The following is a 20,701-nucleotide window of genomic DNA, read 5'->3' as shown; positions in this document are numbered from 1 at the left end:
AATAGCTACAAGCGTAAACATTTGTTCATCGCTTTAAAAAGGATAAGTAAACAAAATACTAGGAGGGCAAACCAATGCCGGTAATTGAAGAGTTAATCCGCACAGAACAAGACGGAACGATCAGTTTTGGAAATTACAAATTAAAGACAAAGTCAAAATTGCAGGATTTTGAGCACGACGGTGATTTATATAAAGTAAAGACATTTTATGAGATAACCAAGCTGGAACGCAACGGCATGTTCGTATACGAATCCGTACCAGGAACTGCTGCCATGAATTTTACCGTATCCGATGACGGTGTGGAATTTTTAGTAGATGGTGACAAGGATGCCCAGCTGACCATTCAGCTGGCAGAGGATACCGAATATGAGGTATATGTGGATGGTGCTGCCGTTGGAGGCATGAGAACCAACATGAGCGGAAAGCTGTCCATAAGCGTGGAACTGAATGAAGAAACACCTGTAGCAGTGAAGATCAAGCGAAGATAACAGGATGAGAAGCTGGGTTCGGCTCTTTTATGAAGAGCCGGACCCAGATTTTTGCGCGGGCAATGAACCTGACTAATATGCATGCATATTCTTTCGGCGAATGCCGCGGCAACTGAGAAAAACCTGTAAAGCGTGTTTTTCTTAGGTTAGGAGGGAATTCCCATGGCAAAGGGGAAAACAACCGCATTCTTTTGCAAGGAATGCGGATATGAATCGGCAAAGTGGCTGGGGCAGTGCCCGGCCTGTAAGGAATGGAATACGTTTGTGGAGGAGCCTTCCGGAAAAAAGGAACCTGCGGCTAAGAGGGGAATTGGAGCAAATGGGGAAGGAACTGCCGGGAGTCACTTTATGAATGCGAAACCCTCCCGGTTGTCTGAAATTCACTTAGACGAACAGGACCGGATGAAGACCGGATATGAGGAACTGGACCGTGTCTTGGGCGGGGGAGTAGTCAAAGGCTCTCTTGTGCTGGTTGGCGGTGATCCAGGTATTGGAAAATCCACGCTGCTTTTGCAGGTATGCCGCAATCTGGCGGCAGACAGCAGGAAGGTGCTTTACATATCAGGAGAAGAATCCCTAAAACAGATCAAACTGCGTGCGAACCGGATCGGGGAAGTGAAGGGGGATTTATTATTCCTTTGTGAAACCAGCTTAGAGCTGATTGAACGTGCCATTGAGGAAGAAAAGCCGGATGTGGTGATTATTGATTCCATACAGACCATGTTCCGGGAAGAGATCTCTTCCGCCCCGGGAAGTGTCAGCCAGGTGAGGGAATCCACCAATATCCTGATGCAGATCGCCAAGGGGGCAGGAATCGCCATATTTATCGTAGGTCATGTGACAAAAGAAGGTGTGGTGGCCGGTCCCCGAGTCTTAGAGCATATGGTTGATACGGTTTTGTATTTTGAAGGAGACCGAAGCGCTTCTTACCGGATCATCCGGGGAGTGAAGAACCGTTTTGGCTCCACCAATGAGATCGGCGTTTTTGAAATGATTGAGAGCGGGCTTTCCGAGGTGAAAAATCCTTCGGAATACATGCTCAGCGGAAGGCCGGAGGATGCCTCCGGTGCGGTGGTAGCCTGTTCCATGGAAGGTACCAGGCCCATGCTTTTGGAGGTTCAGGCTCTGGTCACTCCAACAGCTTTTGGCATGCCCAGACGTACTGCGGCCGGTACGGATTATAACCGGGTGAATTTACTGATGGCTGTTTTGGAAAAACGGGGCCATTATGACTTATCTCATTTTGATGCTTATGTGAATATTACGGGTGGTTTGCGTATGAATGAGCCGGCTTTGGACTTAGCTATTATTATGGCGATTGTGTCCAGTATGAAGGACAAGGCCGTGGACCCGAAAACCATTATTTTTGGGGAAGTGGGATTGGCAGGAGAAGTGCGGGCCGTGTCTATGGCACAGCAGAGAGTGAATGAGGCGAAGAAGCTGGGCTTTGATACCTGCGTGTTGCCGGAAATTTCCCTGGGAAAGATGGGGAAGGTGGAAGGGATGCGCCTGATTGGAGTCGGGAATGTGAGAGAGGCTGTTGTTAGGGTTATGGGGTGAAGCCATTTAAGGCTTCACCCTTATTTTATTTAGAGATATTACTTTATCTATAAGCAATTGAGAAATTTCCCGCGATAATGGGAAAAATAACAGATGTTCTGACCTTGTACCGAAAGCGCTTACAAGGCTATTTTTTTATATGCCTGTATGATATGTTATTTACGGATGAAGATTTTCGCGAAAAATCACATTTACCTATAGGAGGATATTATTATGATGGAGAAACTGCAGCGGTTTGGAGGAGCGATGATGGCACCCGTAATGCTTATGCCATTTGCCGGTATTATCATCGGATTCTCGACCATTTTCATGAATGCAGATATTATGGGGGCATTAGCAGCAGACACTACGCTCTGGTATAAATTTTGGTCCATGATGTATGATGGGGGATATGCAATTTTTAATCAGCTTCCATTATTATTTGTTATTTCATTACCCATTGGCCTGGCTAAAAAGGCAGCAGGGCGCGCGGCGATGGAATCTTTTGTAATCTATATTATTTTTAACTACTTTATCCAATCTCTGCTTACATTCTTTGGTGATACCATGTTCCATGTGGATTTTGCCCAGGAAATAGGCGGCACAAGCGGACTTACAATGGTTGCAGGAATTAAAACCATGGACATGAGTGTGATTGGAGCCATTATGATTGCTGCAATTGCCGTATGGATCCACAACCGCTGGTATGATAAGAAGCTTCCCAGCTTAATAAGTTCTTTTCAAGGATCCGCTTTGATTGTCATTATTGGATTTGTTTTCATGATACCAATGGCTTTTGCCGTGTGCGTTGTATGGCCTGGCGTTCAATCCGCTATTTTAGGATTGCAGGAGTTCTTATCAAAGTCCGGTAATTTAGGCGTATTCCTGTTTACCTTTTTAGAACGTATAACACTTCCTACCGGCTTGCATCATTTCTTATGGACACCGTTTGATTTAGGTCCTGCGGTAATTGCAGACGGCAACTGGACACACTGGATGGCTCACGTAAATGAATACGCCGCTTCCACAGCACCCTTAAAGGAATTGTTTCCCACCGGCGGATTTGCATTATATGGAAACTGCGCCGTCTGGGGAATGCCTGCCATAGCGCTGGCTATGTATAAAACGGCCCGTCCGGAAAATAGAAAGAAAGTTGCAGCGATGCTGATTTCGGCTACAATACCTGCTGTATTATGCGGTATTACTGAGCCAATTGAGTTTACATTCTTATTTATATCACCCATGCTGTTTGCGGTAGGTGCGGTTCTTGCCGCTTTACTTTCGACTGTTTTGTACATGTTCGGAGTCGTTGGTTATCAAGGCGGGGGACTCATGGATTATATCACCTACAATTGGATGCCGATGATGAAGAATCATATGGGAGAAGTTATTACTCATATTGTGATCGGTTTGATCTTCTCCGTTATCTATTTTGTGGTATTTTACTGGGCGATAAAGAAATTCAATATTATGACTCCCGGCAGAGAAAAGGATATGGGCAGTGAAGTAGAATTAGGTAAACAGACCAGTTCTTCATCAAATGTCTTCCATGACGAAGCTGTTGGCTTTTTACAGGCTTTGGGAGGTAAGGAAAATATCGAAAGCGTTACAAACTGTATGACAAGATTGCGTCTCAGTGTAAAAGAGGAAAGCCTTGTTGCAGCAGATGAGGATTTTAAGAAATATAATGCAAAAGGCGTTGTCCGTAAAGGGAAAGCAATACAGGTTATCATTGGTTTTGATGTAGAAAATGTAAAAAATGAATTTGAAAAACTGTTATAAATGAATAAATGAGGTGGATAAAATGTTAAATACAGAATTAGAAAAAAGTTCAGTTGTTATTGCCGGCGGCGGAAGCACCTACACCCCGGGAATTATACTCATGTTATTGGAACATTTAGATCGCTTTCCCTTAAGAGAGATTAAGTTTTATGATAATGACCCACAAAGGCAGAAAGTAATTGCAGATGCATGTGAGATCATTATTCATAAGAAGCATCCGGAAATTGAGTTTCTGGCAACCTGTGATCCTGAGGAAGCATTCACGGATGTTGACTTTGTTATGGCACACATTCGTGTTGGTAAATATAAAATGCGGGAGCTGGATGAAAAGATTCCACTGAAATACGGGGTTGTTGGCCAGGAAACATGCGGTCCCGGCGGAATTGCATATGGAATGCGCTCCATTCAGGGTGTATTAGAATTGGTTGATTACATGGAAAAATATTCGCCGGATGCATGGCTGTTAAACTATTCCAATCCGGCTGCCATAGTAGCAGAAGCCACCAGAAGACTGCGGCCGAAATCAAAGATTCTTAATATTTGCGATATGCCCATCAGCATTGAAAATAATATGCTAAAGATTTTAGGCTATGAAAAACGTAGTGATATTATTACTCAGTATTATGGACTCAATCATTTTGGCTGGTGGTATGGCGTAAGAAGCAAAGACGGAAAAGACCTGATGCCTGAGTTAAAAAAGCATGTGAAAGAAATGGGATATTTTATTCCGACAGATGTAGATGAGGCAAAGCAGCATGGAGATTCCAGCTGGAATGAAACCTACCGTATGGCAAAGGACATTTATGCAATTGATCCGGAAACCCTGCCGAATACGTATTTGAAGTATTATCTTTTACCGGATACTGTTGTAAAGCATTCAGATATCAATTATACAAGAGCAAACCAGGTCATGGATACAAGGGAAAAGGAGGTTTTCACAGCATGCCGTACGATTGCCGATAACAAGGCGTTTGAAGGTGATGAATTATCTTTGGATGAACATGCTTCCTATATTGTGGATCTGGCAACGGCATTAAAGTTCAATACTTATGCAAGAATGCTTCTGATTGTTGAAAATAATGGAATTATTGAAAACTTTGATAAAACAGCAATGGTAGAAGTGCCATGTCTGGTGACCTCATCAGGACCTCAGCCTTTGTCAGTTGGTACCATACCCACCTTCCAGAAGGGTCTGATGGAAGAGCAGGTAGCTGTTGAGAAATTGGTCGTAGATGCCTGGATGGAAGGTTCTTATCAGAAATTATGGCAGGCGATTGCGCTGTCCAAAACGGTTCCAAGCGTAACTGTTGCAAAACAGATTTTGGATGATTTATATGAAGTAAATAAGGAATATTGGCCGGAACTGAAATAAGATGAATTGCAAAAGAGGGGATAGTTTATATATTTTATTGGAAAATGACAGAATCTTATCTGTCATTTTTCTTATATTAGAGCCGGATATCGATAGTATATTTTTTGCCCGGGATATGATACTATGAAAGAAATATTTAAAATGAGGTGGCATCATGCTGATTGAAGCGATTAATAAAAATTATGATAAATTAAATGAATCAGACATTCAGAGCCTTTCTATCATCATGTCAATTGTATATAAGATTTCTGAAATGAGTATTGAAGACCTGGCAAATGAATGCAATACATCGAAGAGCACTATTTTAAGATTAACTCAAAAGCTGGGGTTTTCCGGATACAGTGAATTTAAGAACTATTTGAAATGGGAAAATAAAGAACATGTGAAAGATAAAGATAAGGATATCAAATCAAGCGTAAGAAGTGATTTTTTAAATACGTGCCAGCAGATAGAATCATCTGCGAATCTGCCTATCATAGCAAAGGAAATTCATAAGTCTCAAAATGTTGTTGTTTATGGTACGGGACAGGCCCAGCGCCATTGTGCAATGGAAATGCAGCGTTTGTTTATGCAGATGAATAAATATATCTATTATGTAGGTGCCAGTGATGAGCTTTGCATGCTGTCAAAGAATCTGGGGCCAGATGATTTAGTAATTGTGATTTCTTTGTCCGGGAATGTGCAGAAAATAAAGGATACGCTGCAATTGCTTCATTTGAAGAAGGTGAAAATAGTATCTATAACAAATCTTCAAAGTAATTTGTTGGCGGGTATGAGTGATTATAGTTTGTATGCGGTTAGTAGTCCTGTTTTGATTGGGGAACATCTGTATCATAATTCTTTTGTTAATTTTTTGACTGTTATTGAGTATGTATTTTTGAGTTATATTGAGGTGAGAGAAGGATACTCTTGATTATAGACGTAAAAATGGGATATATGACTATAGTGCTGCATCTCAATTGATTAAAGGTGTAGATTAAAGAATAGTTTTGAAATCCAAGGTTTTTGCTATTATGGAATGAATAAGCCGGTCAAAAAGACCGGCTTATTTGTATATTGAATACGTGGAAAAATTGGAAAAACACCAGCATCGTAATCAACTATATCCTTAGTCTGATATTCTAAATCATAATTTTAATTTACAAAAAAATACAAAATTTTACAGGATTCTGCAACTTTTCGGCTTCCAGTTTCGTCTAATATAATAAATACAAATGTTAGGAATAAATGTTATATGATTTTTAGTAGCTTGGAGTTTATATTTCAATTTCTTCCAGTGTTTCTGCTTCTTTATTATGTGTGCCCGGCCAGAGCAAAAAATTTCTGCCTGCTTACAGGAAGCCTGCTTTTTTATTTTTATGGAGTTGCGGACCATCCGGCCTATATGGTGCTTTTGCTGTTATCTGTCTGCGTCAATTACTGCATTGGCAGGAAAATGAAACGATACAAATCTCGCTTAAGACGTGGGAGATGGCTTCGCCTGGGAATCGCCTACAATCTGTTTTGGCTGATTCTGTTTAAATATTCCGGCTTTCTGATTGAACAGATCAGTTTATTGCTTCAAAATGGAGGGCTGGAGAAAGCAGCCCTTCCTTTTCCTCATCCGGCTCTTCCACTGGGAATCAGCTTTTATACCTTCCAGGCCATTTCTTACCTGGTCGATGTGTATCGGAGGGATGTGGCACCAGAAAAATCATTTCTGGACTTTGCCCTGTATATGACCATGTTTCCTCAGCTCATTTCCGGACCGATTGTAACCTATGCTTCTCTCAGGGAGTTAATTAAAAAGCGGGTCCACACCCTGGAACAAGTGGAAGAAGGACTTCGGGAATTTACAATCGGACTGGGATTGAAGATGCTGCTTTCAAACCAGATAGGCGGACTGTGGAGCCAGATTGGAGCAGTAGGGTATGAAAGTATTTCAACGCCTCTTGCATGGATGGGACTGGCAGCTTTCAGCCTGCGGCTATATTTTGATTTCTATGGCTATTCCTTGATGGCTAAGGGACTGGGAAGGATGTTGGGATTCCCTCTTCCTGATAACTTCAACCATCCCTATATGGCTCTGACCATGACAGATTTTTGGCGCAGATGGCACATGACTCTGGGCGGCTGGTTTCGGAATTATGTATACATTCCACTGGGTGGAAACCGTGAGGGATCCCTGAAAACCTTCCGAAACATGCTTGTAGTATGGCTCCTGACCGGACTATGGCACGGAACAAGCCCAAACTTTCTCTTATGGGGAATTGTGCTGTTTGCACTGATTTCATTGGAGAAGCTGGGACTGGGAAAACTGCTGGAACGCTGGAGAGCTGTGGGGCATGTGTATATGCTGTTTGCAATTCCTCTTACATGGATGCTATTTGCAATAACGGATTTTTCACAGTTGGGAATTTATGTTCAGCGGCTGTTCCCCTTTCTTGCGCCTGCCGGTAAATATACATATTTTGCTGGAGATTTCCTGAAATACGGAAAGATCTACGGACTGTCCTTAAGCGCCGGTTTCATTTTCATGACCGGTCTCCCGCGAAGACTGTATGACCGAAAACGGGAAAGCCTGTGTACAGCAATTGCCCTTCTGATCATATTCTGGCTGTGCGTCTATTGTATGAAAATGGGTGCAAATGATCCGTTTATGTATTTCAATTTTTAGATTGTGAGGAAAAAGCGATGAGAAAATACTGGTTTACCCTTCTTTTGGCCGTCAGTCTGGTTTTGACTGCCGTTCTGCATGTATCAGCTGGAAGCATAGGTCAGTTAACCTCCTTGCGGCTGTACCTGGCAGAGAGCAAATGGTCGCATGGGGACAGTATAGACACAACCGACAGTATAGAAGAAACTGATGGTTTAGATGAAACTGATAGCATAGACGAAACTGATAGCATAGACGAAACTGATAGTATAGCCGAAACTGACAGTTCAGATGGAACTGACAGCTCAGACGAAACTGACAGCTTAAACGAAACTGCTGATGAGAAAGCAATAGACGGTGTAAGCAAAGCAAGTGGTGCAGACACAACAGACAGTTCGAGCGGGACAAATGATATGAATGCAGAAGATGCTACAGATGGAGAAAAGGCTCGTCTGGACGTAAATGCAGGGCAAACAACAGATTTTGCGCCGTCTGCCAAGTTCCTGCAGTTAGGACAAAGGCCAAAGCCACCGGAAAATTTCGAAGGTGTACTGTTTGTTGGAGATTCCAGAACCATGGGACTTTCCGAGTATGGAGATTTGGGTAAAGCCTCAGTATTTGCCAACTCCGGCATGAGCGTTTTCAATGTATTAACTGCCCGTATCTCATCAGGAGGTGACAAAGTGACTCTGGATGAGGTTCTTTCAAGCGATCATTACCAGATGATTTATCTGATGTTGGGCATCAACGAACTGGGTTATGATATGTCCCAGACTATAAAACAATATAAAGAGGTTTTAGACAAAATCAAAGAAAAGCAGCCAGAAGCAATAATGGTCCTGGAAGCAAATCTCCACATTACCAGTGAAAAATCAGAAAAAAGTCCTGTTTACAGCAACAATAAAATTAATAGGCTGAATCAGGAAATACAGAAGATAGCGGATGAAAATAGCTGCTATTATATTGATGTTAATGAAATATTTGACGATGAAGGAGGCAGCCTGAATCAGGCATACACGACAGACGGTTCCCATGTGCTGGGAAAATATTATGCCCAGTGGGTAAAATGGCTGAAGGAAGAAAAGGTTTAATTAATTTAGAACTTTATGGTATTGCCTATTAAGAGATATTTAGATCAACACCTGTCGAAATTAAATCGATGGGTGTTTTCTTTTAGTAAAATTTAGTGGATGATATTAATAAACATTAAAGTGGGGCTGTATACAGATATGATGATATTTTCAATTCCAACGACAATAATAATAGTTCTAATTGGCTTGCTCTTATATGCTTTTTTCGTTAGAGTGACACATTTAACAATGCTAAGTAAAAAGGATAAACGTGAGGGAATAGCTAGGTTTCCTTCAATTGTACACATTGGAGGGTTGGATGCGCCTAGGGGGTGTAAGTGCCATAGTATTAAGCAGAAGATAGGTATTCATGGGCTTAGAAAAACGATGGCCTACCAGTATATCACAAACGCTCCGGATAAAAGTCAGGCATTATTGGAAGTAGCAAGTCAGCTTGGTCATAGTGATCCACGAATCACAGAAAGATATGCCTGTTTAGAATAGAAAGATATTGAGGATGGAAATCAGAGAATGTCATTTATATGTGATAAGTAATGTGGTAAAATAGAATCAACCACTTCGTAAAATATACAAACGTGGCGGTAAAGAATGCTTTTTAGACTTGATAAGAGAAAAATTGATATTTATTACACTTAAAGAAACAGTAAGGCAAAAGATTATTTCGTATCTAGTAAATGATTTCCAGATACCACAAGGATAATCTTTTCAAATTTATCATGTAAGCAAAAATTTTGAAAAAAATCCGGTTTTCATTAAGTTACTCTTAAATTGGTGGTTGAGATACAGAGGAAAGTAAACGAGTATATTAGAATTTATCAGATCTTTGATATATCAAAAGTAAATAATAGGAGGAACTAACATATGAACGTTTCAGAAATCGCAGCAAAGATGATTATTTATTCTGATGGAAATCTTCACGACATCAATCATTTTATGAAAGTATATGCTTATGCAAAAACCATTGGAGAATGTGAGAAGCTGGACAGTAATACACAAGCTGCCCTTGAAGTTGCCGCTATTATACATGATATTGCATGTCCGCTATGCCGGGAAAAATACGGGAATACCAATGGCCAGTATCAAGAAATAGAAGGTACAATTTTAGCCGAAGAGTTTCTTAAGGATTCCGGCTATTCCGATGAATTTATTAAACGTGTAATCTATTTGGTTGGGCATCATCACACGCTAAAGAATATAGAAGGAATGGACTATCAGATTTTGATAGAAGCAGATTACCTTGTAAATGCAGATGAAGGTAATTATTCGGAGTCAAATATCCGTAATGCGATGGAACATATCTTTATAACTGACACTGGTATTTCCTTGTTGAAATCCATCTATAAACTCAGATAAATTAGGATTAACGAATTATTGCACAGTTGGTGCACTGATAGACTATTTTGCTTCTGAAATTGGATTCTCTATAGCTTGGGGGTGCTGGATTTTTTAAAAATCAAGACGTAACATGGAATGGTGTAATTTTATTACTAGTGGTTAATACACTGTTGTTTGCAAGTGTTATTTTTACAAGCTATTATAGAGACGATAGTCGGAGACTTCCAACCATGGATGAACGAGTTGATCGGCAGATGAAGAAATTGGAAGAGCTGTAACAATGGCAAGATACGAATGAATAGATTTATATTCTAAATAAATGCGTGTAGGGTCTTATATTGATCCAGTTTATCAGTAAACAGGAGGTTTAAAATGAATGAAGTAAGAATATCTAATAGCATTTATATTTCAATGGCTACTTTTGAAAGTTTAATAATATGTATGCTAAGAGCTAATTCGTCAATTGCATATTATCATGGTACGATATGGCTGTTTCCGCTATTATTAATATCAGTGCCAATTTACCGAGTAATCAGAGGGGAACTTAACAAAAATAATTAGTCTGAGTGAAATATAAAAAAATATTTTTTTTTTATTAAAGGGATGTTGACACGTAACATCCCTTCCTGAATACGACATCTCAATAATATAGAAATTCGAAATTCTATCATGGTATATAATTAAAGATTGCTAACTACGATATTAAGTTGGTGGTCTTTTTTTGGATGACTTATGGGAATAAATTAAGCGTTTCAATGAAGAGAGAATACGATATGAAGAGAGCAAATAATAAATTCTGACTCATAAAATAAAGGAGAGACTAACACTATGGAAGAATTAAATAATAATAAAGAAGAATTTGAGATTCTTCCGATATTCAGACTGTTGCTATTTATATCATGGTGCTGAAGGAACAGTGTTTTGACAAAGAATAAATGAATCATTTTATTTTTCTTTACATCAAAACTGTATTATATAAGTTTAAGAAAAATGTAAACAAAACAAAACAAAATCTTGTTATAATATAAAAAAATCAGAAAATAAATAATTAATACCGGAGGTGAGCATTTGAGTAAATATATGATAATTCTGGGAACAGCTATTACAATCATTGGCTTAACCGCATGTATCAAAAAGCTTCCTAATCCAGAAACGGTAAACACTGTGTCCGAAACCACAATTGCTTCACTGCCAGCTATAACTGAGTCAGAGGCAACAACAGAGATAACAACAACAGAAAAATTAAACAAAGAATTCTCAACTGAAAAAGTACTGCCCATGCTGTATATAAATGGTCAGCTCTATCGACTACTAAGCAAACAGGGTGAACCAATGGGGGATTCTGGCTGCGTAGATGGATATATTTTGTCCTCCGTAGACCCGGAAGAGGTACCGACAGAACATGAGCAGTCCAATTTTGGTAGTGAAGGAAACCCATATTGTCTGGAAGAAGAATATGGAGAACTGGTTGCAATGGTGGCCGATGAATGGCTGAGGTTTACGGATGTAGACTTAATTGCCCAACCGGTAAATTATGACCTCTTGACTTCTGACTTAGCACTCCTGGGAGCAGATGGTATTGAACTCAATTATGCTGATAGTGAAAGTCTTGTCTTTCATAGTTATGCAGGCTTATTTCGATGCGAAAAAAGCAACGATAACTGGGTTATGAAACAAAGCCTTGACCTGATACCGCTGGAAGCTAACGCAACACAGGGGGACCAATATTCTTATATCAGTGCAGACAGAGATACAGCCTTAATCTCACCGAAATGCTATGCACCAGATAATGAGATACCGGTCACTTTTCAGTATCTCTTCGCTGAAGACAAACTGGAACTGGTAGGAAGATTTCAGGATTATGCAGATTCTAATCTGGTCTGGAGTTATTCAGAAGAAGCCATGTCCATCCGACAAAAACTTTGTGATAAACAGGATCTGGATGGATTGTGGATTTCCAATCTCTATCCCATTGCAGAAATGAACTCGAATGTATATGGTTTTATTTTGGTCGGATCTGATGGCCTGGAGTCTATCCAGTATGGTCTCTACTGGAGTGATCTGGATCAGTTAGAATTGGAGCCTGTCAGAGAGCAAAGGGTGCTTCATGAATGATAGAATTTAGACAGTGATGCATCAGGGAAATGTCAAATAGTGTAAATGATTTACTACTGAACATAAAATCGAACTCTGTTATTAGAACCTGCATTCGTAAAAGCGAATTTGCCTTGTGGACCGAAGTTCATTAGAGACAATCAAGTAAATTGTAGGATGAATTGCGACTTTCATAGGGACCGGAGGTAAGTGATTTGAAATTATAGTAGGTTGATGTCAGATGAAACTTTCGTCAGATAATATATAGATCTAATTTAGATACTGTTGCTGTAGTAATATCCCAGCAATATGGTGTAATTGAGCGGCGGTGCCAATGTGTGAATAATCTTCATGTAACATAACCTGCAACCATACTGGAAGTTTTATAAAGTAAACTCTAGTGCTAGTACTTTTAAAGAGTAATTGGGATAAATTGTTATTCATAAAATCACCTCAAAAATATAATGTGATGAATGAGAAATAATAATACAGGAAGTAACTGGAAGTCGCGGTTATGCTGATGGTGGTAATGGCAAGCAGACCATTTTGCCGCAAGTGCATGACCCTCCTGTTTGTCCTGATCGCCTTCCGCCTGGATTTAGCCATATGGACTAATTACATAAGGGACATGGTGATTATCGGATTTATGGCAAATGAACTGATCTCAATCGTGGAGAATGCCGGGCTTATGGGTCTGCCGCTTCCTGCGGTGCTGATCAAAGCCTTTTATATGGTGGTTGGTCAGGAGGTGGCCTATATAAATAAAAAAGGACGCCCTGCTGGACGTTCTTTTTTAATATATAAGCTCAGTCCGTTTTTTGTCCGTTTAATGTTACTTTTACAAAATATTATATATACTTTTTTTTACAACAAAAAAGCCGGAAATCCTTATATTTACAAAGAATTCCAGCTTTTAAATTCTAGCAGGGGAAGAGGGGCTCGAACCCTTATATACTCCAGAAAACGTTATAAATAAAGGAGGAAAAGACACTTCATCCGCACATGTATTCAATTTTGTAGTCAAAATATTATGATTACAATAATTAGTACCATCGCTTGACAATGTACAACAAACCGCAGAATAAAATGATTTGAAAAACAGGTCAAATTTTCCATTCAATCTGGACATATTCGCTTGTGCGGCGGGAGTTTTTTATGTTAAATAATAATTTTTACTTGCCTTTGTCGTTGATTTTTTTACCATAACCACCTTACTTAACTTGCCGTTTTCTTCGCTGTATTATTAATCACATAAACACCGATTATTCCGAGTAATAGAACACACAACAGAATATATGTTAATTGAGGTATAAAATCTAACAGTACCTTGCCTTGCTTTATACCATCTAGCATATCCATAAAATGCTTTTGCGGGATTACAGTACATATCGCCCTTAGAATAATATTGCTGGGCGAGAAAGCCATAAACCACCCGCCTTGTAGTGTACGTTAATATTTTGATTACAGTCTTTCACGGACGACTTGTAGAGCCTTTGCAAATTCCATGGGTTGCTCAAACATAGGGTTGTGTCCGGCGTTGGGAATCACGATTAGAGATTTATAGTCAGCGCTGATTGTTTCATAATAGGCAGTAGATAATTCAATAGGTGCATTTGTATCGTTCTCTCCCAGTATATAATGGACAGGGACATTATAACGATTTCCAAGAGAGAATAGGTCAACAGAAAACAACTCCTTTATAATCTTCCGATTCGCTTTTGAAAAACGGGTCATATTGATTAAATCATGCCACTTGAAAGAAGGGCTTTTGAACATGGATTTTATAAGATTCCATGTTCCCGCATCCTTTTCATAGCTTTCTTGTACTTTGCGGACAATGGGAAGCTTTCTCATCGTTTCGTCAAAATCGTTTGTCGGATATTCACCAATCTGCTGTAGCATTCGCACATGTTTTTCATTACCGCTTGTTTGTGCTAATTTCATTGCGTTCTCGTAGCCCACGCGCTCATTTTCCACCATATTAACGACCTGGCCGCTTCCAATGTAAGCGGATACATGTTCGGGATGCTTTAGAACATATAAAGAGCCTAAAACACTGCCCCAAGAATGACCTAAAAGCACTATTTTATCGGTTTGATACTTTTGTTTCAGGTGCTGAACAATACCATGCAAATCTTCAATCATCTGCGAAATAGACTCGGGATTGTTTTTTCCTTTATTCCTTTGCAGTGTTTTCCCTGCTCCGCGCTGATCCCATTGAACATGGGTAAACATATCTCCCCATGATTTATCAAACATATAAGCAAATAGGGATTCTGAAAATCCCGGCCCACTATGCAGATACAACAGTACCGGCGTTCCGAGGCTTTTGGAATAGTGCAGCAAATAATGTTCAATGCCGTTTATACGGACAAATTCTTCCTTATATGTCTTATCACTCATTGGGTGATGCCTCCTTATTGTTTCGATTCCGGCGTAAAGCGAATTTTTTTAAAGCCTTTGTTTGCGCTTCTTGGTATCCTTCCATACTATCAAATTTATAATTGACATCTTCCTCAAAACCGTCCTGCTCTTCCCCATCAAAGTCATATAATTTTTTTAATAAGCCCCATAGAGTTTCCAGCTCTTTGCAGGTAAAATCGTTGAAAATATCAGCCATAAATTCTATTGATTTTTCACCGCATTCCAACAATATCTGAATACCCGTTTCCGTGATTGCTACATTGATTGCACGTTTATCCCGCTTACTCGGTGTTGAAGCTATATAGCCTTTATTTTCCAAGTTGGTTAGCAACTTGTTTGCGCTCTGTTTGCTCGTGCCTAATTTCCTCGCTATGTTGACAAGTGTTGTTTCATCTTCCGGCAAGTGGGCAATCGCCATTAGTATCATGTATTGTCTTGCCGTTACACTTTCAAAGTAGCTGTCACCCAATATTTGCAGCTTGTTTGTAACGGAAAAAAAAGTTGCGTAAGTTTGCCCCATCAAGTCTAACTCCCGAAGCTCCTTAGAATAATCCATAAAATTCTCCTTTTTAGTGTAGTCAGCATGGTTACGATATTATATTAGCAGATTGATTTTACTTTGTCAACATGGTTACTAAAATGTTTTTAGGCTTTTCGCTAAACTGGCAAGCAATTCATGTGTATATACATATCCATGAAACGCTTGTTGGGGTTGCTCCCCAAACCCGCCACTTATGGACAAAATGTCCAGAAGTGCTTATTTTTCCTTTTCGGTTTTCTTTACGGGCGGGGCAAGCTCTTTCTGTTTGCCGCTCCAATCGTCCAACAGTTTGATGATCTGCTCCTTCATTAAGTTCATCACCGATATAATCACCTTGTCGACCTCCTTTATTTGTTCGCACAGAATAGCGTCAATCACATCACCGTGTAACAGGCCCTTGCCTTCAAGCTCCCGCATAGCTTTGCCTGTGACAGCGAGGGCGGACTGCTGGCCCTCCAGCGAAACGGCGATCATGTTTTGATTTTTGCGTTTGATGAACGAAAGCTCCACAGCGGAAGTGAAGCCGAGCTTTTTTTCGTCCATCGCTTTAGTCAGATCGGGAACAAGCTCGGTCAGGCGGATATACTGCTGTACCTGTTTCCCTGTGATATTGTTTCGCTCACCAACAATATCAATCGACCACTTTCCCGCGTCCTTATCCTTGCTCTGGACATTTTGTCCAGAAGTTTCCTTCGCCCCCTGATGCTTGATGGCCTCCACCTGCATTTTGAGGGATTGGGCCTTGACATATAAGCCGTCCTTCGGGGCGGTATTTTAATAAGGAAGGATAAAGAAGGTTATTGACTCAAGAAGAATTATTGAAATATACTCTTAGTAATGGTATGATTAACTTGGATGAAGTGTCAAAACAAGTTAAGATGGAAATGATCAATAGAATAGAAGAAGTCCATAAATACAAAATCACTCCGTTGCAAGGAGCTAATGACCAAAGGTGGCAAACTTATATAGTGGACAGGACTAAAAAAACAGGTAGAAAGGTAATTAAAGCGGCTACAAAAGAAAAGCTTTATAAGAAATTAGCCGAATATTATGGAATCACCGAAGATCCAAACGGATTAACAATGGCAGATATCTTTAAAGAATGGATTCCGTTTAAGAGAAGTATTACAAATTCTGAAGACACCATTTATAGGCATATAAACCATTGGAGAAGATATTGTGAAAACTGCAATATAGTGCGTATACCGATGAAAAATATAAAACCATTCAGTTGGATTCGTGGGCTAATAGCATGATTAAAGACTATAATATGACTCGGAAAGAGTGGCAGAATATTAAAACAGTAATTAGCGGCATTTGGGATTATGCCTATAGAAGTGGAATTATATTAAGCAATCCATGGTTAGCAATAAAAATATCGGTGAAATTTAGACAGATATCTAAAAGGACTCCAGAAACACAAGTGTTTATTGGTAATGATATAAATAAGCTAATCTTTAAATGTCAAGAACTGTATGAAACTACGAATAACGAAGCATACATTGCAATCATCTTTAATCTTTATTGTGGATTAAGAGTAGGAGAATTGGTAGCGTTAAAAGTGAGTGATATTAATTTTGATCAAGCATATCTTCATGTTGAAAGAGAAGAAGTTCATATTAGAACCAGGAACGATGATAATAGTATATCCTATGAATGGAAAGTTGAGAACCATACAAAAACATATACCAGCAGATACGTCCCACTGATACCAAGAGCAATTGACATATTAAAAAATCTAATATCAAAAAACGGTAGTTATTCCTCAAATGATAGATTCTTATTTACAAAGAATGGTAGTCATTTGAATACAAATCAAATAAGTGTGGCTTTATCACACGCATGTAAGCAAGCCGGTATTCAGCAAAAATCAACGCATAAAATAAGAAAGACGTTTGCTAGTAAACTAGATGCGGGTGGGGTTCCCACTGATGAAATAAGGACTTTATTAGGTCATACAGATGCTCAGACAACATTGGGATATATTTTTAATCCGCTTCCAAAGGACGAAACATTAAATATGATTCAAAATTCATTCTAAAATTTAGGTGTAGTCAAGTGTATTCAACGGATAAAAATGGAAAAACCCCAAACTCCTTATAGATACAAAGGAATTTAGGGCACATTAAAACAGGGGAAGAGGGGCTCGAACCCCCATTTACGGTTTTGGAGACCGTTGCTCTACCATTGAACTATTCCCCTATGGATCGGCATTATATCTCTGCCTGAGCACTTAGAGAGTATAGCATAGAAGTTTTTAATTTGCAACAGTTTTTAGGAAAAAATAAAAAATTAATTCTGCTGTTATTGAATCGCTGTTTGTGGTAAAATATTAAAGAAAAAGAAGTCCATGGGCAGAAGTCGTGTTCCATGGGCTTGGTTTGGCGTTTTATATGAAAATCATAAGTTAAAACTGTGAAATTGAATTAGAATGAAAAGTATTAATGATAATCATTCCCAAAATAAAACTTGTCTCATCAAAAATATGCTTATCTACAAAGCTTTCCCTCGGAGATAATTACAGGATATGCACAAAAAAGGGCCATATAATCGTATATGAAACATAATTTGACAAATCATGTCAAACGTGATATATATAATCTATAACTTTTTCTTCACTATAAAAAGGAGTTTTGATTATGAAACAGTTAAAGATTATGTTGCCAACTGTTGCTGAGGCGAAGAATTTTGTTGCTGCTGCTGCTAAATGTGATTTTGACATAGACGTGTATTACAATAGAGTAACCATTGACGCAAAGTCTATATTAGGAGTATTGAGTTTAGATTTGACACAGGTTTTGACCGTTGAGTTTAACGGGGAAGATGCAGAGTTTGAGGCATTTCTGGAAGCAAAAGCTCCAGATAAATGTTCAGCAGCATAAACAGATGCAACGGAAAGAGGGAATTGTATGCCGTACGGCCTGCAGTTCCCTTTTTTAATTCACGGAATATGCTCCGCGATGGATGCACACTCTTTGTTTTTAGGTGAAAAGGGGAAAAACGGGAAAAAAAAGGAAGGAGGGGACGCCGGAGTGGAGGAGACAGAGAAAAAAATCCTGAAAATATCTGTCAGGAATCTGGTTGAGCTTGTTCTGCGGTCCGGCGACCTGGATAACCGGCGGACTGGAGGAGCTGAGAAGACTGCCATGCAGGAAGGGAGCCGGATACACAGGAAGATCCAGCGCCGCATGGGAGCGGATTACCGGGCGGAAGTGGTGTTAAAGCATGAGGTGGAAGTGGATCAGTTTCAAATTCTGGTGGAGGGGCGGGCCGATGGCATCATTGAGAAGCCGGAAGGGGTGACCATTGATGAGATCAAAGGCATGTATATGGATTTATCCTATTTGTCAGAGCCCATTGAAGTACATTTAGCCCAGGCCATGTGCTATGGGTATTTTTACTGTTATGACCACCAACTGAATGGGGCTGTCATGCAGATGACCTACTGCAACATTGAAACAGAGGAGATAAGGCGTTTTAAAGTGGAAAAATCCTTTGAGGAGCTGGAAAGCTGGTTTCAGGGTCTGATTCACGAGTACATTAAATGGGCAAGATATTTATACAACCATGGAATAAGAAGAGATGAGTCCATAAAGGAGCTTTCCTTTCCCTATCCCTACCGGAAGGGGCAGCGGGAGCTTGTGGTGGCCGTTTACCGAAGTATTGCCAGAAAGAGAAACCTTTTTATCCAGGCGCCTACGGGAATCGGAAAGACCCTTTCCACCGTTTATCCGGCCATAAAAGCCATTGGGGAAGGGCTTGGAGATAAATTGTTTTATCTGACTGCAAAAACCATAACCAGAGGAGTGGCGGAAGAAGCCTTTGATATCTTGCGGGAGCATGGGCTGTATCTGAAATCAGTGACCATAACGGCAAAGGAAAAGCTGTGCTTCCTTGAAAAACCGGAATGCAACCCAGATGCCTGTCCCTATGCCAGGGGGCATTTTGACCGGGTGGGCGATGCGGTATACGATATTATCCACAAGGAGGCCGGAATCACCAGGGAAACGGTGCTCCGTTATGCAGAGGAACACCAGGTATGTCCATTTGAATTCTGCCTGGATATCAGCAACTGGGTGGATTCCATCATCTGTGATTATAATTATGTGTTTGACCCCAATATCCGCCTGAAACGGTATTTTTCCGAAGGCATTTCCGGAGATTACTTATTTTTGACAGACGAGGCCCATAACCTTGTTCCAAGAGCCAGGGAAATGTACAGCGCAACGGTCTATAAGGAGGAGTTTCTTCTTATTAAAAAGATTATGAAACCTGTGAGTCCGAAGCTTGTCAGGATGCTGGAGCGGTGCAACAAAGAACTTCTGGAAATGAAACGGGAATGCGAGGATTTTAAAATCCTGGATGACATCCGGTTTTTTATGACCAGTATCATGACCCTTTTCGGGGAAATGGAAAAGTTTATGGAGGCCGGTGAGGAATTACCGGACCGGGACCTGGTTCTGGATTTCTATTTTAAACTGAGGGATCTTCTGAATATCTATGACCGCCTGGATGAAAATTACCGGATTTATACAGAACTTTTGCCCGATGGACGCTTTATGCTCAGGCTATTTTGTGTTAATCCTGCAAAAAACTTAAAAGAGTGTCTGGATAAAGGGAACAGCACCGTGTTCTTTTCTGCCACACTGCTTCCGATTCGGTATTATAAGGAACTGCTAAGCGGTGACCAGGAAGAATATGCGGTATATGCCCAGTCGCCCTTTGATCAGGAGAAGCGTCTTCTCATGGTCGCTTCTGATGTCAGCAGCCGCTATACCAGAAGAAACCGCCGGGAATATCAGAAGGTAGTGGATTATATGTGTAAGATTGTGTCAGCCCGTAAAGGGAACTACATGGTGTTTCTGCCGTCTTACCAGTATTTAAAGGCAGTGGAGGCGATCCTTGAGGAAGCAGGAGAAGTGAAACAGGAGTTTACTTGTATGTCCCAGGCATCCCACATGAGCGAACAGGAGAGGGAGGAATTTCTTAAGGAATTTTCTGAGGAGCGGAAGGATTCCTTTGTAGCTCTTTGCGTCATGGGAGGCGTATTTTCAGAAGGCATTGATTTAAAGGAAGGCCGTCTGATCGGAGCCATTATCGTGGGTACCGGTCTTCCCATGGTCTGTACGGAGCAGGAGATCTTAAAGGGGTACTTCGATTCCAGGGAGCAGAACGGGTTTGATTACGCTTACCAGTATCCTGGGATGAACAAGGTCATGCAGGCAGCAGGAAGGGTAATCCGCACGGTCCGTGATGAGGGAGTCATCGCATTGCTTGATGAGAGGTTTTTAAAACCAGACTATCAGGCCCTGTTTCCAAGGGAATGGGATGAGTATTATGAAGTGCAGTTGAAAAATGTGGACGAAGTGGCCCGGAACTTTTGGATGGGTCGAAAGTAAA

18 protein-coding genes and 1 tRNA gene are annotated in these 20,701 nt (G+C 40.3%); 15 read left to right on the top strand and 4 right to left on the bottom strand.

All coding sequences use genetic code 11. The features are described 5' to 3' along the window. The first annotated feature begins 74 nt into the window (after positions 1 to 74). From AC27IJ_RS08830 to AC27IJ_RS08780, 11 genes are all read left to right on the top strand, one after another. Complete coding sequence (locus AC27IJ_RS08830; protein WP_312442281.1) at positions 75 to 488, top strand: endosialidase; 414 nt, start codon at positions 75 to 77, stop codon at positions 486 to 488. A 162-nt stretch (positions 489 to 650) separates the two neighbouring features. Next, positions 651 to 2,048 (top strand): DNA repair protein RadA, encoded by a 1,398-nt coding sequence (gene radA / locus AC27IJ_RS08825; RefSeq protein WP_312442283.1) that lies wholly within the window; start codon positions 651 to 653, stop codon positions 2,046 to 2,048. 213 nt (positions 2,049 to 2,261) lie between these two features. Beyond that, positions 2,262 to 3,809: an alpha-glucoside-specific PTS transporter subunit IIBC gene (locus tag AC27IJ_RS08820; RefSeq protein WP_312501022.1), complete on the top strand. Its 1,548-nt coding sequence runs from the start codon at positions 2,262 to 2,264 to the stop codon at positions 3,807 to 3,809. 22 nt (positions 3,810 to 3,831) lie between these two features. Next, positions 3,832 to 5,181, top strand: a complete 1,350-nt coding sequence (locus tag AC27IJ_RS08815) for a 6-phospho-alpha-glucosidase (protein WP_312501023.1) — start codon at positions 3,832 to 3,834, stop codon at positions 5,179 to 5,181. Positions 5,182 to 5,335: 154 nt separating this feature from the next. Further along, a complete protein-coding gene (locus AC27IJ_RS08810) occupies positions 5,336 to 6,094 on the top strand; it encodes a MurR/RpiR family transcriptional regulator (RefSeq protein ID WP_312442290.1) in 759 nt (252 codons plus the stop codon). A 321-nt stretch (positions 6,095 to 6,415) separates the two neighbouring features. Beyond that, a complete protein-coding gene (locus AC27IJ_RS08805) occupies positions 6,416 to 7,837 on the top strand; it encodes an MBOAT family O-acyltransferase (RefSeq protein WP_312442292.1) in 1,422 nt (473 codons plus the stop codon). A gap of 17 nt (positions 7,838 to 7,854) precedes the next feature. Further along, positions 7,855 to 8,907: a GDSL-type esterase/lipase family protein gene (locus AC27IJ_RS08800; RefSeq protein ID WP_487148441.1), complete on the top strand. Its 1,053-nt coding sequence runs from the start codon at positions 7,855 to 7,857 to the stop codon at positions 8,905 to 8,907. An 861-nt stretch (positions 8,908 to 9,768) separates the two neighbouring features. Beyond that, a complete protein-coding gene (locus tag AC27IJ_RS08795; RefSeq protein ID WP_312442297.1) occupies positions 9,769 to 10,260 on the top strand; it encodes an HD domain-containing protein in 492 nt (163 codons plus the stop codon). Between the two features lie 354 nt (positions 10,261 to 10,614). Then, positions 10,615 to 10,803 carry a hypothetical protein gene (locus AC27IJ_RS08790; RefSeq protein ID WP_487148439.1) on the top strand — a complete coding sequence of 63 codons (189 nt, stop codon included), beginning with the start codon at positions 10,615 to 10,617 and terminating at the stop codon, positions 10,801 to 10,803. Between the two features lie 507 nt (positions 10,804 to 11,310). Then, positions 11,311 to 12,357, top strand: a complete 1,047-nt coding sequence (locus tag AC27IJ_RS08785; RefSeq protein WP_312442298.1) for a hypothetical protein — start codon at positions 11,311 to 11,313, stop codon at positions 12,355 to 12,357. A gap of 493 nt (positions 12,358 to 12,850) precedes the next feature. Continuing rightward, positions 12,851 to 13,312, top strand: a complete 462-nt coding sequence (locus AC27IJ_RS08780) for a phage holin family protein (protein WP_487148437.1) — start codon at positions 12,851 to 12,853, stop codon at positions 13,310 to 13,312. Between the two features lie 485 nt (positions 13,313 to 13,797). On the opposite strand, the gene AC27IJ_RS08775 is transcribed toward AC27IJ_RS08780, so the two are convergent. The 3 genes from AC27IJ_RS08775 to AC27IJ_RS08765 all read right to left on the bottom strand — a co-directional run bounded on the left by AC27IJ_RS08775 (position 13,798) and on the right by AC27IJ_RS08765 (position 16,027). After that, positions 13,798 to 14,739 carry an alpha/beta fold hydrolase gene (locus tag AC27IJ_RS08775; protein WP_312501026.1) on the bottom strand — a complete coding sequence of 314 codons (942 nt, stop codon included), beginning with the start codon at positions 14,737 to 14,739 and terminating at the stop codon, positions 13,798 to 13,800. Beyond that, positions 14,732 to 15,316, bottom strand: a complete 585-nt coding sequence (locus AC27IJ_RS08770; protein WP_312442300.1) for a MarR family winged helix-turn-helix transcriptional regulator — start codon at positions 15,314 to 15,316, stop codon at positions 14,732 to 14,734. The genes AC27IJ_RS08775 and AC27IJ_RS08770 overlap by 8 nt, the downstream gene beginning before the upstream one ends. A 201-nt stretch (positions 15,317 to 15,517) precedes the next feature. After that, positions 15,518 to 16,027 carry a hypothetical protein gene (locus AC27IJ_RS08765; RefSeq protein ID WP_487148434.1) on the bottom strand — a complete coding sequence of 170 codons (510 nt, stop codon included), beginning with the start codon at positions 16,025 to 16,027 and terminating at the stop codon, positions 15,518 to 15,520. A gap of 74 nt (positions 16,028 to 16,101) precedes the next feature. Here AC27IJ_RS08765 and AC27IJ_RS08760 point away from each other — a divergent pair, with 74 nt between their 5' ends. Both AC27IJ_RS08760 and AC27IJ_RS08755 read left to right on the top strand, forming a co-directional pair. Beyond that, positions 16,102 to 16,557: a hypothetical protein gene (locus AC27IJ_RS08760; RefSeq protein WP_487148432.1), complete on the top strand. Its 456-nt coding sequence runs from the start codon at positions 16,102 to 16,104 to the stop codon at positions 16,555 to 16,557. Beyond that, positions 16,554 to 17,342, top strand: coding sequence for a tyrosine-type recombinase/integrase (locus tag AC27IJ_RS08755; protein ID WP_487148430.1), 789 nt, complete (start codon positions 16,554 to 16,556; stop codon positions 17,340 to 17,342). Before AC27IJ_RS08760 ends, AC27IJ_RS08755 begins: the two co-directional genes overlap by 4 nt. A gap of 90 nt (positions 17,343 to 17,432) precedes the next feature. Here AC27IJ_RS08755 and AC27IJ_RS08750 read toward each other — a convergent pair. Continuing rightward, positions 17,433 to 17,503: transfer RNA gene (locus AC27IJ_RS08750), tRNA-Trp, on the bottom strand. 437 nt (positions 17,504 to 17,940) lie between these two features. Here AC27IJ_RS08750 and AC27IJ_RS08745 point away from each other — a divergent pair. After that, positions 17,941 to 18,183, top strand: a complete 243-nt coding sequence (locus tag AC27IJ_RS08745) for an HPr family phosphocarrier protein (RefSeq protein ID WP_312442304.1) — start codon at positions 17,941 to 17,943, stop codon at positions 18,181 to 18,183. A 150-nt stretch (positions 18,184 to 18,333) separates the two neighbouring features. Continuing rightward, a complete protein-coding gene (locus tag AC27IJ_RS08740) occupies positions 18,334 to 20,700 on the top strand; it encodes an ATP-dependent DNA helicase (RefSeq protein ID WP_313258147.1) in 2,367 nt (788 codons plus the stop codon). Position 20,701: the final 1 nt, after the last annotated feature.

The sequence above is a fragment of the Lacrimispora sp. YZC11 genome (assembly GCF_057543815.1).
The sequence above is the reverse complement of the archived record's forward strand: the minus strand, read 5'-3'. Positions and strand labels throughout refer to the sequence as shown.

Coding starts and splice junctions, on each gene's coding strand:
- AC27IJ_RS08815 (WP_312501023.1), top strand. CDS start 3,832: ATGTTAAATACAGAATTAGAAAAAAGTTCAGTTGTTATTGCCGGCGGC.
- AC27IJ_RS08810 (WP_312442290.1), top strand. CDS start 5,336: ATGCTGATTGAAGCGATTAATAAAAATTATGATAAATTAAATGAATCA.
- AC27IJ_RS08790 (WP_487148439.1), top strand. CDS start 10,615: ATGAATGAAGTAAGAATATCTAATAGCATTTATATTTCAATGGCTACT.
- AC27IJ_RS08755 (WP_487148430.1), top strand. CDS start 16,554: ATGATTAAAGACTATAATATGACTCGGAAAGAGTGGCAGAATATTAAA.
- radA (WP_312442283.1), top strand. CDS start 651: ATGGCAAAGGGGAAAACAACCGCATTCTTTTGCAAGGAATGCGGATAT.
- AC27IJ_RS08805 (WP_312442292.1), top strand. CDS start 6,416: ATGATTTTTAGTAGCTTGGAGTTTATATTTCAATTTCTTCCAGTGTTT.
- AC27IJ_RS08800 (WP_487148441.1), top strand. CDS start 7,855: ATGAGAAAATACTGGTTTACCCTTCTTTTGGCCGTCAGTCTGGTTTTG.
- AC27IJ_RS08830 (WP_312442281.1), top strand. CDS start 75: ATGCCGGTAATTGAAGAGTTAATCCGCACAGAACAAGACGGAACGATC.
- AC27IJ_RS08745 (WP_312442304.1), top strand. CDS start 17,941: ATGAAACAGTTAAAGATTATGTTGCCAACTGTTGCTGAGGCGAAGAAT.
- AC27IJ_RS08770 (WP_312442300.1), bottom strand. CDS start 15,316: ATGGATTATTCTAAGGAGCTTCGGGAGTTAGACTTGATGGGGCAAACT.
- AC27IJ_RS08780 (WP_487148437.1), top strand. CDS start 12,851: ATGCTGATGGTGGTAATGGCAAGCAGACCATTTTGCCGCAAGTGCATG.
- AC27IJ_RS08795 (WP_312442297.1), top strand. CDS start 9,769: ATGAACGTTTCAGAAATCGCAGCAAAGATGATTATTTATTCTGATGGA.
- AC27IJ_RS08775 (WP_312501026.1), bottom strand. CDS start 14,739: ATGAGTGATAAGACATATAAGGAAGAATTTGTCCGTATAAACGGCATT.
- AC27IJ_RS08765 (WP_487148434.1), bottom strand. CDS start 16,027: ATGCAGGTGGAGGCCATCAAGCATCAGGGGGCGAAGGAAACTTCTGGA.
- AC27IJ_RS08820 (WP_312501022.1), top strand. CDS start 2,262: ATGATGGAGAAACTGCAGCGGTTTGGAGGAGCGATGATGGCACCCGTA.